8 protein-coding genes are annotated in these 12,790 nt (G+C 63.3%); 7 read left to right on the top strand and 1 reads right to left on the bottom strand.

Features of this window, described 5'->3' with window-relative positions:
- Positions 1-5 precede the first annotated feature (5 nt).
- Positions 6-1,049: an ABC transporter substrate-binding protein gene (locus CWC48_RS27240; protein ID WP_078048250.1), complete on the bottom strand. Its 1,044-nt coding sequence runs from the start codon at positions 1,047-1,049 to the stop codon at positions 6-8.
- Positions 1,050-1,409: 360 nt separating this feature from the next.
- Between CWC48_RS27240 and CWC48_RS27245 the strand changes: the two genes are divergently transcribed.
- The 7 genes from CWC48_RS27245 to CWC48_RS27280 all read left to right on the top strand — a co-directional run bounded on the left by CWC48_RS27245 (position 1,410) and on the right by CWC48_RS27280 (position 12,775).
- On the top strand, positions 1,410-2,642 hold the full coding sequence (locus CWC48_RS27245) for an acyl-CoA dehydrogenase family protein (protein WP_100490861.1): 1,233 nt from the start codon (positions 1,410-1,412) through the stop codon (positions 2,640-2,642).
- Between the two features lie 76 nt (positions 2,643-2,718).
- The gene (locus CWC48_RS27250; RefSeq protein WP_100490862.1) at positions 2,719-4,485 is read left to right on the top strand and encodes an ABC transporter ATP-binding protein; all 1,767 of its coding nucleotides are present in this window, start codon (positions 2,719-2,721) and stop codon (positions 4,483-4,485) included.
- Complete coding sequence (locus CWC48_RS27255) at positions 4,478-6,322, top strand: ABC transporter ATP-binding protein (protein WP_078048247.1); 1,845 nt, start codon at positions 4,478-4,480, stop codon at positions 6,320-6,322. Before CWC48_RS27250 ends, CWC48_RS27255 begins: the two co-directional genes overlap by 8 nt.
- Before the next feature lie 503 nt (positions 6,323-6,825).
- Positions 6,826-7,977, top strand: a complete 1,152-nt coding sequence (locus CWC48_RS27265) for an LLM class flavin-dependent oxidoreductase (protein ID WP_100490863.1) — start codon at positions 6,826-6,828, stop codon at positions 7,975-7,977.
- A gap of 19 nt (positions 7,978-7,996) precedes the next feature.
- Complete coding sequence (locus CWC48_RS27270) at positions 7,997-9,046, top strand: ABC transporter substrate-binding protein (protein ID WP_100490864.1); 1,050 nt, start codon at positions 7,997-7,999, stop codon at positions 9,044-9,046.
- A gap of 107 nt (positions 9,047-9,153) precedes the next feature.
- Positions 9,154-10,212 (top strand): ABC transporter substrate-binding protein, encoded by a 1,059-nt coding sequence (locus CWC48_RS27275; RefSeq protein ID WP_078048243.1) that lies wholly within the window; start codon positions 9,154-9,156, stop codon positions 10,210-10,212.
- A 322-nt stretch (positions 10,213-10,534) separates the two neighbouring features.
- Positions 10,535-12,775 carry a TonB-dependent receptor gene (locus CWC48_RS27280; RefSeq protein ID WP_078048242.1) on the top strand — a complete coding sequence of 747 codons (2,241 nt, stop codon included), beginning with the start codon at positions 10,535-10,537 and terminating at the stop codon, positions 12,773-12,775.
- The last annotated feature ends 15 nt before the right edge of the window (positions 12,776-12,790 follow it).

Genomic DNA, 12,790 nt, shown 5'->3' on the forward strand with positions numbered 1-12,790 from the left:
CAGGTTCAGGCGCGGCGTTTGGCCAACAGTTCATGGGCGGCTTGCAGAGGGCGCGGATCGACCCAGTCGGCGATGGAAAAATCGCGCTCCAGGAAGCCGTGCAGGTAAAGAAATTCTTTTTGGGTGCCGAGGAAATCCAGGCGCTGGGCCGACAGGTCCGGCGCCAGGGTGGTGTGGAAATCCCCGCGATAGGCTTCGGCCACCCCGGCGCTGCCGGCGCGGGTTTCTTCTTCGAGGATGGCGTTGAGGCCGTCGCGATTGTTCGCCGCCCACTCGGCAGCACTGAGGGTTTGCGCGAGAAAGCGCACCACCAGGTCAAAGTGGTTGTCCAGCAGGCTCTGGTGCACGGTGATCGGCCGTGGCGTGCCGTTGTTGATGCGATAGCGCGGCTCGGCGATCAGGTCCAGGTCGATGCCCACCACCAGCCCTAGGCGCCGCGCGGCGTCCGCTGCCGACGCGCCCTTGACGTACACCGCGTCCACCTCGTCGCGCACCAGGTAATCCAGGCCCGACCACAGGCGTTGCAGGCCCTGTTGCGGGTCCGGGGCTTGGGACTGGTCCTGCAAGGCCACTTCCACCAGCTCGACATCGTCGAACCCAAGACCCGCCAGGCTCAGCGCGCCCTTGTAGCCGTGCAAACTCATGGCGCGAGCGATGCTGCCGGGGCGGCTGTCACCCCAGGCCGGCAGGGCCAGGCGCTTGCCTTTCAAGTCTTCGGGGCGGGTGATGCCGGAGTCCGGGCGCACAAGGATGGTTTGCCATTCTTCGATCCAGGTCAGGCCGATCAGCCGGCTTGGCGCACCGGCAGCACGTGCGGCCAGGGCGGGGACGTTGCCGCCTTCGCGAAACAGCCCAGGCAGGTCGTGATCGTAGTGATGACGGCCCAGCTGGCGGGCCTCCTGCAACGTCGACACGGGCAAGCCGTCCGGCGCGAACTCTTCGGTCAACCACCCCAGCTTGTAGGCGATGCCGGATGCCGTCGGCACCGGGCAGCGGGTAAACCAGATCTGCTCAAGCTCAGGCGTGGGCAGGACAGCGGATAGGGTCATGGGGAGCTCCATTGAATTGGGCAAGTCAGTGGAGGGAGGTATTGCAGAGGCCGTGCCAATCGGCGCGCCCCCCGGTTTACAAGGGTATTGGTGCTTGCTGGAGCAGGCGACTGCTGACCTGCCAACAGCACTGTTGCTGCGCCAGCAGCCACTTGCTCGAGCTGCTTCTCCAGCAGCACCCCAGCCTGCGCAGCCCCTGTACAGCATGGCTTTTCACATTGGCTTGGAACTTGCTCAAGCCCATTCCAACACCGCAACCCCTTGTAGGAGCCCGGCTTGCCGGCGATGGCGTTCTTGAAAACGCCATCGCCGGCAAGCCGGGCTCCTACAGGATGCGAACCAAAACAGAAGGATGAATGCATGACTACGTTTGAACAGGCGCCTATACGCCAACTGCACAGTGAAGCCGATGCCATCGCCGCGGCCAAGGAGATCGCGGTGGAGATCGCCGCCATCGCCGCCGACCCCGAGCAAAACGGCCAGCTGCCGTGGCGCCAGGCACAGCTGTTATCCGAAAGCGGCATCACCGCTATCGGCGTGCCGAAAGCCTTTGGCGGGCTGGGAGCTTCAGTGCAGACCATCGTCGAGACCGTACGGATTATCTCGGTGGCCGATGGTGGCGTCGGCCAACTGCTGCAGATCCACAACGTGATGCTGCGCGGGATTTTCAACGGCTACCCAGACGCGGTGCGTGATCGACTGGTCAGTGATGTGCTGGCCGGCAAGCGCTTCGGCAACGCCCTGGCCGAAGTCGGCGGCAAGAATAAGTTCGCGCTCAAGACCCGCGTCGAACGCCGCGAGGACGGCGCGCTGGTGCTCAACGGCAGCAAGTTCTACTCCACCGGTTCTTACCTGGCCGAATGGATCTCGCTCACCGCCGCCTCGGACGACGGCGGTGCGGGTGTATTGCTCAACCGCGATACCCCAGGCCTCACGCTGGTGGATGACTGGGCCGCTTTCGGCCAGAAGAACTCGGTCAGCGGCACGGTGAATTTTGACAATATCGTGCTGGATGAAGACTACGTATCGCGTCGCAAAGGCCCAATGAAACGTACCGGGCTGACGTTCCCGCAGATCCTCCACGCCGCCATCGACACCGGCATCGCCGCCGGCGCCTTGGCCGCCGCCGTCGACTACCTCAAGCACAACGCACGGCCGTGGGTGGAAAGTGGCGTCGACCATGCCAACGAAGAGCCGCACATCATCAAGCAGATCGGCGAATACGCAGTGGCCCTGCGTGCTGCCGAATCGCTGCTGCGCGACGCCGCGCGGGTGTTTGATGCCCATGAGTTGGACCCGGAGAACAAAGAACTGCAGGACGCGTTGATCCTCTCGGTCGCCACCGCGCGTGCGCATTCCGACAGCGCTTCGCTGAAGATTTCCAGCGATATCTTCTCGTTGCTGGGGGCCAGTTCGTCGCTGAGCAAATGGAACCTGGACCGCTTCTGGCGCAATGCGCGGGTGCACACCACCCATGACCCGATCCGCTGGCGTTTGCACCACGTGGGCAACTACTACCTCAACGGGGTGGACCCAGGCGAATACACCGCGATCCTGAATGCCAAGGAAACCCAAGGCGCCACCCGCACATAAAACCCTAACGGTAGGAGCCCGGCGTGCCGGGCTCCTACCGGTTCGGCATCCTCCCGTTTATGCCTACGAGCTTTTCATGATTGAACAACACCCTCTTTTACGCAGCCTGGCGATCTACCGGGAAATGCCCTGGCGGTTCGCGCTGGTGGCGGCGCTGTACGTGGCGATCAACCTGGGGCTGGTCTGGCAGCAATGGCTGATCGGCCACGCCGTGAATGACGTGAGTGCCGGCCGCGCAGTCGTCCATGCGCCTGACGGCAGCCTGGATGCCAGCCTCGGCTGGTACTGGCTGGCGCTGATGCTCGCCGTGGCGGTGGGACGCGGCGTACTGCAATACATCGCCAGTGTGCTGTCGCTGGTGATCAGCCAGGCGCTGCTGACGCGCCTGCGCGAACGCATTCTGGCCCAGGTGCAAAGCCTGCACCTGGGGTATCACTGGCAGCACGGCATGGGCGAGATGATCACGCGCACCACCCGCGACGCCGACAAGGTTCGCGACGCCTTGATCACCTTCTGGCGGCAACTGGTGGAAACCCCGCTGGTGGTGCTCGCCACCGTCGGCCTGTTGGGCTGGTATGACCCACTGCTGGGGCTGGTGCCCTTGCTGCTGACAGTCACCGGGCTGTGGATTTTCGTGCGCCAGACCGAGCGCCTGGTCAGCCTGGACCGTGCGGTCGGCAGCGCCTATGACCGCGTCAACCAAGACCTCAGCGAAGGCATCGGCGGCGTGCGTGTGATCAAGTCTTTTGGCCTGGAACAGCAGCGGATCCAGGGCTTTGCTGATCAGGTCACGGTATTCGCTTCGTTGGCCCGCCAGGCCCTGGCGTATTCCAGCTCGCGCATTCCGCTGCCTCAGGCCGTAGTTGCCCTGGGCCATGTGTGGATCCTGGTGTACGGCGCGCACCTGGTCGCCGCCGGGCAACTGGGGATTGGCGAACTGGTCACCTCGCTGCTGATCGCCACCACGCTGGTGTTTCGGATCGAAGGTATCGGCCGGGTCATGCAGACTTTTGCCGATGCGCGGGCGAGTGCCGAACGTATCTGGCAACTGCTCGATGCGCCCTCGGCGATCCTCAGCGGCAATGGCGCCCTGCCCGCTGGCCCGCTGGGGCTCAAGCTGGAGCATGTCAGCGTGACGGCTCCGGGGGGTGGCCGCGACATTCTGCATGACTGCTCGCTGACCTTGCAGCCCGGTGAAATCGTCGCACTGGTCGGCGCCACCGGCACTGGCAAAAGCCTGTTGGCCAGCCTGTTGCCGCGCCTCAGCGATGTGACCGCCGGGCGCTTGTTGCTGGGTTCGGATGCCAACGGCTGGCAGGACATCCGCGACCTGCAGCTCGGCCCGCTACGCCAACGCGTGCACGTGGTACCCCAGGAAAGTTTCCTGTTCGCCGGCACCCTCGCCGCCAACCTGCGCCTGACCGCCCCCGCAGCTACAGACGAACAGTTGCGTGCAGCCTTGCACCTGGCCGCTGCCGAAGACGTGCTGCAGCGCCTGCCCCAGGGCCTGGAAACCCCGTTGGGCGACCGTGGCGTGACCTTGTCCGGCGGCCAGCGCCAACGCCTGTGCCTGGCCCGCGCGCTGCTGGGCACCCCGGACATCCTGTGCCTGGATGACGCCACCAGCGCCCTTGACGCGATCAGCGAACGCCAGGTGCTGAATAACTTGCGGCAACTGCACGGCACCACAGTGTTGGTGATCTCCAGCAAGCTCTCGACCATTCTGTTGGCCGACCGCGTGCTAGTGCTGGACGACGGCAGGATCAACGCTCACGGCCGTCACACCGACCTGCAATCCACCCATGCGCATTACCGCGACCTGCTGGGGATCGACCATGGCTAACCCACTGCCAGGCAAAGCCTTGAGCGATATCGAAATCGAAGAAATGCTGGCCAAGAAAGCCCTGGACCGCAGCATGTTCAAGCGGCTGCTGCCCTTGCTACGGCCAATCCGTCGGCAGATTGTGGCGGTGATCGGCATCGAAATCCTGCTGGTCTTTACCGTGTTCCTGCGGCCGTGGTTCGTGCGTGAGCTGCTGGATCGGGGGCTGATTCAACAGGCCGACCACTGGCTGCTGGACGAGCGCCTGGTGCTGTGGCTGGGCCTCGGCCTCGCAGCGAGTTGGCTGGTGCGCTTCCTGCTGGCCGGCGTTTCGCAATTCGTGGCAGGCGGCGCGGCGATCCGCGTGCTGAACGCCCTGCGCGTGCAGGTGTTCGCCCATGTGCAAAGCCTGAGCGTGGGCTACTTCGACCAGACCCGCGCCGGGCGCATCATTTCCCGGGTCGACCGCGACGTTGACGCACTGGAACCGCTGGTGATCCAGGGCCCACCGGAACTGCTCGGCGCCCTGCTGCGCTGCGGCCTGGCCGCCGTGATGCTGTGGCGCATCGATCCACGGTTCTTCTTGAGCCTGGTAGCAACAGTGCCGCTGCTGGTGCTCGCCACCTGGAGCTTCAAGCGTATCTCCCAGCGCAACTGGGCCAAGGTCGCGGAAAACCGCAGTCGCTTTACCGCCCACCTGGTGGAAAGCGTCAGCGGCGCGCGCCTGCTGCAACAGTGCGCCCAGGAAGCACCGAACCTGCGGCGTTATCGCGTGCTGCTGGATGACTTCAACCAGGCGCTGATTCGCGGCAGCCTGCGCTCGTCGTGGTTTGCCCCGTTCACGGCACTGCTCAGCTCGGCGGGGATTGCAGTGTTGCTACTGGTGGGCGCGTACGGGCTGGCAGCGGGCGAAGTGAGTGTCGGCCAGGTCGCGGAAAGCCTGTTCTATGTGTTTCTGTTCCTGGGGCCGTTGCAGGAACTGTCGGACCTGTTCGAGCGCTACGCCACCGGCTCGGCGTCGGCGCAGCGGATTTTCCTGCTGCTCGATACCACCCCGCAGATTATCGACCGTCCCCAGCCACGTCTCTTGGAACGTGCACGGGGCGAGGTGCATTTTGACCACGTGGGCTTCAGCTACGGGCAAGCGCCGGTTATCAACGGCCTCAATCTGCATATTCCGGCGGGAGAAGTGCTGGCGATTGTCGGGCCCTCTGGACATGGCAAAAGCACCCTGGTGCAGTTGCTCACGCGCTTCTACGAAGCCCAGTCCGGCGCGGTGCGACTTGACGGCATCGACGTGCGCGACCTGGCCCAGCACACCCTGCGCCGCCATGTTGGCGTGGTGTTGCAGGACAACGTGCTGTTCAGCGGCAGCATCCTCGACAACCTGCGCCTGGCCGCGCCGTTGGCCGACGACGCGACCTTGATCGCCGCTGCCCGTGAGTTGGGTGCGGATGAAGTGCTGGAGCGTTTGCCCCATCAGTACTGCACCGAAGTCGGTCCTTTGGGGGCGCATTTGAGCCACGGCCAGCGGCAACTGGTGTGCCTGGTGCGGGCGTACCTGGCGGACCCGGCGGTGCTGGTGCTGGATGAGGCGACATCGGCGGTGGATATTCATACCGAGCGCCGGATTCAGCGGGCGCTGCGACGGCTGTGCGAGGGGCGGACGGCGATCATCATCGCGCATCGATTGGCGACGATTCGCGATGCGGATCGGATTGCGGTGGTCAGGCATGGTCAGGTGGTGGAGCTTGGGCCGCATGCGGGGCTTATTGCTCAGGGGGGTGCGTATGCGGCGTTGTATCAGACGTATTTGCGCAGTGCCCATGTACGTGAGGGGGATGTGGTGGTTCTTTAGGTGATGGGGTGGATTGGAGTACATATCCGTTTTTTTGGTGATGGCGTCTTATGGTTCCGCTCTCACCCCGGCCAGCGTGTTTAACGGGGCGGCCTAGTAGCCGACCGATATTGAAAGCCGATCTCGGTCAACCTGTAGGAGCCGGCTTGCCGGCGATGGCATCACCTGGGTGAGCCTGCTGTACCGAGTCGCCTGCATCGCCGGCAAGCCAGCTCCTACACGTATCTGCCTTTGATCCAACCACTCACTTTTGATCGTAGGCGCCCCGTTAAACACGCTGGGCGGAACCCATACCCGCCGTTACCCAGATAACGGATATGTGCCCCACCCCCTGCTGCCCCCCAAACACCCACTGCTGCAAAGGTGCTGCTACAGCAGCACCCTCCCTCCAGAACCACCACCAACCCCCTGCAACCATTGCCCCCAACCCCAATGGCATGCCCGTTGCACGCATCCCTTCAATCAGGTCCAAGCCCCCTGCACGACTCAAATCAGGAGCACCCATGAGCACTGAATTCTTCTGGCGCCTACCCCTGGGCACCGACGGCCCGCAGCTGACCACCGACAAACACAACCGCGGCAACCCCAACTACCGCCCCGGCCACATCGCCCCAGGTCGCCTGCCCAACGGTGAACCCGACGACTTCACCTACATCGATTACATCGCCCAAGTCGCCAAGGCCGCCGAACTCGCCGGTTTCGAAGGCGCCCTGCTGCCCACCGGCCCCGAGCCGTGGATCGCCGCCGCCGCGCTCGCCCGGGAAACCCGGCGCATCAAGTTCCTGATCGCCTTCCAGGCCACCTGGACCCTGCCCGCCTACGCCGCACAACAGGCCGCGATCCTGCAGAACCTCAGCCGTGGCCGCCTGGAGTGGAACATCATCACCGGCGGCAACCCCGCCAGCCAACGCGCCAATGGCGACTTTCTCGAACATGACCTGCGCTACAAGCGCACCGGCGAGTTCCTCGACATCATCCAGGGCCTCTGGGAAAACGAAAAATTCTCCTACGACGGCGATATCTACCAACTGGAAAACGGTGCCCTGCCCGTCGGCCTGCACAATGAGCGCAAGCCCGGCGTGTATTTCTCCGGTTTCTCCGAGGCCGCCCTGGGCGTGGCCGCCCGGCATGCCGATGTGTACCTGAATTGGGCCGAACCCATCGACAAGCTCAAGCCGCATATCGACCGGGTACGCGAACTGGCTGACAAGCAAGGCCGCACCGTGCGCTTCGGCCTGCGCGTCGACCTGTTCGCCCGCGAGACCGAAGAGCTGGCCTGGAAAGACCTGCGTCGCCAGTTCGACAAACTCGACGGCAAGACCAGCGCGGTCGCCAAGGGTTTTACCAATGGCTCGGATTCAGTGGGGGCTGCGCGGCAAACCGCTTATCACCAGAACGTCGACCGCTTTGATGACCTGATCATCGGCCCCAACCTGTGGGCCGGTTTTGCCAAGGCCAAGCCGGGTCCGACCGTCGGCCTGGTGGGCAGCCACGAAAACATCGCCGAGCGCCTGGTGGAATACCGCGACGCTGGTTTCTCGACCTTTATCCTCGCCGGTAACCCGCACCTGGAAGAAGCCCTGCGCATTGGCCAGGAAGTCTTGCCGCTGGTGCACCAACGCCCGGCGATCCAACCCTTGAAAGCCAGCGCCTGACTGCTGGGGAGACTCCTTGATGACACAACCTCTCGACACGCTCTGGTACACCCGCTGCCCCGTTCCCACTGGCCTGGGCATTGCCGTGCAGAAAGGCTGGCTGCAAGACACCGTCGGTGCCCTGGGTACCGAGGTGCAGTCGCTGCGCGAATCGAATGACAAGGCGGTGCGCGAGTCGCACTTCGACCACACCCTGCAGAACTCCGTGCGCCATGGCGGCAATATCCCGGCGATCTGGGCCCGCGCCCAAGCCCGTGAAACCCGCGTGATCGGCCTGTCCTGGGCGGATGAAGTGCAACTGATCCTGACCCGCCAGGACAGCGGCATCAGGACCGTCAAGGACCTGAAGGGCCGTACCTTCGGCCTGCCGGACTGGGCCGGCGCGCAGATCGATTTCACCCGCGCCCAGGCTTTGCGCGGCCTGGAGAATGCGCTGTCGCTGGAAGGCTTGAAAGTGGGCGATGTGAAACTCAAGAACTTCAGCTATGGCGGCACCTTCAGCGACAGCGCGGTGCGCAATGTGGCCGGCACACCGGTCAATGCACAGGTGACTGAACGCAACCTGGAGCTGATCGGCCTGCTGCGCGGCGAAGTCGATGCGATCTTCCTCAAGGGCGCCAGCGCGGCGCAGCACGCCCATGATTTCGGCCTGCACACGGTGATCGACACCGGCGCTCACCCCGACCCGCTGATCCGCAGCAACAATGGCACGCCGCGCACACTGGCAGTGGACCTGAACCTGCTGGACAAGCATTTCGACGTGGCCACCGGCATCCTCGATTCAGTGCTGCGCGCCGAGCAATGGGCCCACACCCACCCGGAAGACACCCGCCGCTACCTGGCCCGGGAAACCAACAGCAGCGAATACTGGGTGACCGCCGCCTATGGCGACGATGCACACCTGCGCCTGCGTACCGAACTGGATGAACAGGCGATCGTGGCATTGCAGGACTTCACCGACTTCCTGCACCGCTGGCGCTTTATCCCGCAAACCTTCGATGTGCGCGAATGGATCGATGCACGGCCGCTGAATGCGCTGCTCGACAACAAGACCGCACTCGCCGGCTAACCCGCCCCCTGTCGGAGCCGGCGTGCCGGCGATAGCGTGTTCAAGACCGCCATCGCCGGCACGCCGGGCGCCTACAGACGGCTTCATGGATTTGAACGAAGAATTTTATGAGCAAACCACTCGATACTCTCTGGTACACCCACAGCCCGGTCCCCACCGGGCTTGGCATCGCGGTGCAATCCGGGCGACTGGCCGAAGCCTTCCTGCCTTACGGCACCAATATCCAATCGCTGCGCGAATCCACCGAGCGGGAAGTACGCGAAGCCCACTATGACCATCACCTGCAGAATTCGGTGCGCCACGGCGGCAATATCCCGGCAATCTGGGCCTATGCCAGCGGTGTCGAAACCCGCGTGCTGGGGCTGTCGTGGAGCGATGAAGTGCAACTGATCCTGACCACCGCCGAAAGCGGTGTGAAGAGCGTGCGCGACCTGAAAAACCGGCGCTTCGGCCTGCCGAAATGGGCCAACGTGCAGATCGACTTCACCCGCGCCCAGGCCCTGCGCGGGCTGGAAAACGCGCTCAAGCTCGAAGGCCTGGAAGTCGCCGATGTGGAACTGGTGGACTACCCCTACGGCGGCACCTACAGCGACAACCAGACCTCCTACGTGTATGGCCCGGAGGTCAGCCTGGGCGTGAGCCGTTTCAGCCGGCGCAACAACGAACTGATCGGCCTGTTGCGCGGCGACATCGACGCGATCTTCCTCAAGGGTGCGCATGCCGTGCACCTGGCCAACGAGTTCGGCCTGCATGTGGTGGTCGACACCGGCTCCCACCCGGACCCGCTGATCCGCTCCAACAATGGCACGCCGCGCACCCTCACGGTGGACACCCACCTGCTGACGGAGCATTTCGACGCCAGCGTGAAGATCGTCGACACCGTGCTGCGCACCGAGCAATGGGCCTGGGCCAACCCGGACGAGACCCGGCGCTTCCTCGCCAAGGAACTCAATACCAGCGAGTACTGGGTCACGGCGGCGTATGGCGAAGATGCCCACAGGCGTCTGCGCACCACCCTCGACTCACGCTCGATTGATGCACTGCAGGATTTCACCGACTTCCTGTTCCGCTGGCACTTCATCCCCCGACGCTTCGATGTACGCGACTGGATCGACTTCAGCGTGCTGGAAAAAGTCATCGGCTCCACCTCCCGCGTTGCCGTTTAACTCTGGCATCACACCCCCCCCTTGTAGGAGCCCGGCTGGCCGGCGATGGCGTTTTCGAGACCGCCAACGCCGGCCAGCCGGGTGCCTGCCATGTTGGCCAGGCAACACCTCCCCTGCTGCTCCAGCAGCACCCTCCAAGCACTTTTTGCTGATTGCTCCACAGGCCTGTTCAAAGGCCTTTTGTCGGCGGGTTATTTTCGCCACAGCGTATTTTAAAATCATTTAGTTTCAATGGCTTGCAAGCTTGTATCAACCCTGAAATCCCGTTGGCACGATCTCTGCTCTACCGCCTTCAAGGACACATTTTCCGGGGGAGACTGCAATGCATAACATCAATCCAATCACCAAGGGCTTGTGGCTCGCTTTGCTGGTTGCCGGTGGCGCCCAAGCCGCTGACGAAGACACCAGCAAAACCGAGCCGTCACTCAAGACCGTGACCGTCACCGCACAACACCGCGAGCAAACCCTTCAAGAGGTTCCGGTGGCGGTTTCGGCGGTCCAGGGCACAAATATCGTCGCCGATGGCGTGCGCAACATGGGCGATATCACCACCTTCATTCCCAACGCCTCGGCCAAGAACCCTGACGGCGACGGCCGCCCGCGCTGGTACATCCGTGGCCTGGGCACCGGCGATACCGGCGCCGCCACGGTTTACCCAGTGGGCATCTATGCCGATGACGTGTACCTGAACGCGCCGATTGCCGGTGGCGGTCCGCTCTGGGACCTGGAGCGCATCGAAATCCTGCGCGGCCCGCAAGGCACGCTGTATGGCAAGAACACCACGGCTGGCGCGGTGAATATCATCTCGAAGAAGCCGACTTTCGACACCGACGGCTTCGGCACGATTGGCTTTGGCAGCAAGAACGAACGCATCCTCAGCGGCGCCTTGGGTGGCGCGCTGGTGGATGAAAAACTCGCGGCGCGAATCTCGCTGTATTCCGAGGAACGCGATGGTTTCCAGAAAAACCTGGTGGACGATCACACCTACGGCGATGTGAACAAGAAGGCCGTGCGCCTGCAGTTTTTTGCCCAGCTCAACGACGACCTGGATGCGCTGTGGAAGATCCACAGCCGCGAGTTCAAAGGTGATGGCGCCAATGGCGCGCTGACCCTGGGACGCTATTACAACGTGGGCTACCAGCGCCCGCTGGGCCGTAATATCGCGTTGAACGTCAAGGACGATTCCAAGCTCGACCACGACGGCACGTCGCTGACCCTCAATTGGCACCTGGGCGACTACACGCTGACGTCCATCAGTGCCTATGACTACATTCGCGGCCAGTCCAGCAGCGATGCCGACTACACGCCGTACGAGGTCAACGGCACCTCCACCGCCGACAACAAATACACCCAGTACTCCCAGGAAATCCGCCTGGCCTCGCCCCAGCAGGAAACCCTGCGCTGGCTGGCGGGTGCTCACTATTTCCACGAAGACCTGGACAGCACTGCCGGGCGCTTCATCCAGCCAGGCCCGACACCCAATGGCACCGGCTCCAACCAGATCAACGGCGCCACGGATTTCCGTGACCTGAGCTACGACCATAAGACCGACAGCTACGCGTTGTTCGGCAACCTGACCTACGACTTCACTGACAATTTCAGCGTCACCGGTGGCCTGCGCTGGACCCAGGAAAAGAAAGACATCGACCTCAGCCTCACCCAGCTGACCCGCGCCACCGCCAACGGCCCGTTGATCCCGCTGGGCGGCGTCGGTACCAACGGCAACCGTCAGGAAGACAAGACTTGGGAAGCCTGGACCTACGACCTGACCCCGGAATACCGTATCAACGACAACGTGCGTGTGTTCTTCCGCTACGCCCATGGCTTCCGTTCGGGCGGGTTCAACACCGGGCTGTCCACCAGCCTGTCGCAGTTGACCACGGTGGACCCGGAGCAACTCGATGCCTATGAGTTCGGGGTGAAATCCGAGTGGTTCAACCATCGCCTGACCGCCAACGCGAACATCTTCTACTACGATTATTCCGACATTCAGGTGAACCTGCTGACGGTCAACAACGGTGTGCTGACCACCGCGTTGACCAATGGCGCCAAGGGCAAGGTCAAGGGCGCCGAACTGGAGCTTGAAGGCCAGCCGACCGACTACCTGCACCTGCGCGCAGCGATCTCGTTCCTCGACACCGAATACACCGATTTCAAGAACACCAACCCCAGCACCGGTGCGGTTACCGGTGACTACAGCGGCAACAGCTTCGTGCGTTCGCCGCGCAACGTGGTGTCCCTGGGTGGCGACTACACCATCCCATTGGAAATCGGCGGCAAGCTGGTGGCCGGTGCGGACGTTAGCTTTCGCGACAAGGAATACTTCCTTGCCGACCGCCAGAGCAGCGCCGACAAGGACCTGAGCCAACCGCACTACACCTTGGCCAACAGTCGCCTGACCTGGTACAGCCCGGATGAAAAACTCAGCGTCACCGGTTTCGTCAATAACCTCACCGACCGCCGCTACCAGGTGCATGGCCGGCCAAACGGTGGCCTGGGCCAATACGTGATCACCTACGGCGACCCACGCACCGTGGGCCTGAGCGTGACCAGCCGCTTCTAACCTCTAATCCCCACC

This window comes from Pseudomonas sp. S10E 269, from assembly GCF_002798465.1.
Lineage (GTDB): Bacteria > Pseudomonadota > Gammaproteobacteria > Pseudomonadales > Pseudomonadaceae > Aquipseudomonas > Aquipseudomonas pergaminensis.

Excerpts from the sequence above, each read along its gene's own strand:
- CWC48_RS27270 (WP_100490864.1), top strand. The coding sequence starts at position 7,997 with ATGACACAACCTCTCGACACGCTCTGGTACACCCGCTGCCCCGTTCCC.
- CWC48_RS27245 (WP_100490861.1), top strand. The coding sequence starts at position 1,410 with ATGACTACGTTTGAACAGGCGCCTATACGCCAACTGCACAGTGAAGCC.
- CWC48_RS27250 (WP_100490862.1), top strand. The coding sequence starts at position 2,719 with ATGATTGAACAACACCCTCTTTTACGCAGCCTGGCGATCTACCGGGAA.
- CWC48_RS27280 (WP_078048242.1), top strand. The coding sequence starts at position 10,535 with ATGCATAACATCAATCCAATCACCAAGGGCTTGTGGCTCGCTTTGCTG.
- CWC48_RS27240 (WP_078048250.1), bottom strand. The coding sequence starts at position 1,049 with ATGACCCTATCCGCTGTCCTGCCCACGCCTGAGCTTGAGCAGATCTGG.
- CWC48_RS27255 (WP_078048247.1), top strand. The coding sequence starts at position 4,478 with ATGGCTAACCCACTGCCAGGCAAAGCCTTGAGCGATATCGAAATCGAA.
- CWC48_RS27265 (WP_100490863.1), top strand. The coding sequence starts at position 6,826 with ATGAGCACTGAATTCTTCTGGCGCCTACCCCTGGGCACCGACGGCCCG.
- CWC48_RS27275 (WP_078048243.1), top strand. The coding sequence starts at position 9,154 with ATGAGCAAACCACTCGATACTCTCTGGTACACCCACAGCCCGGTCCCC.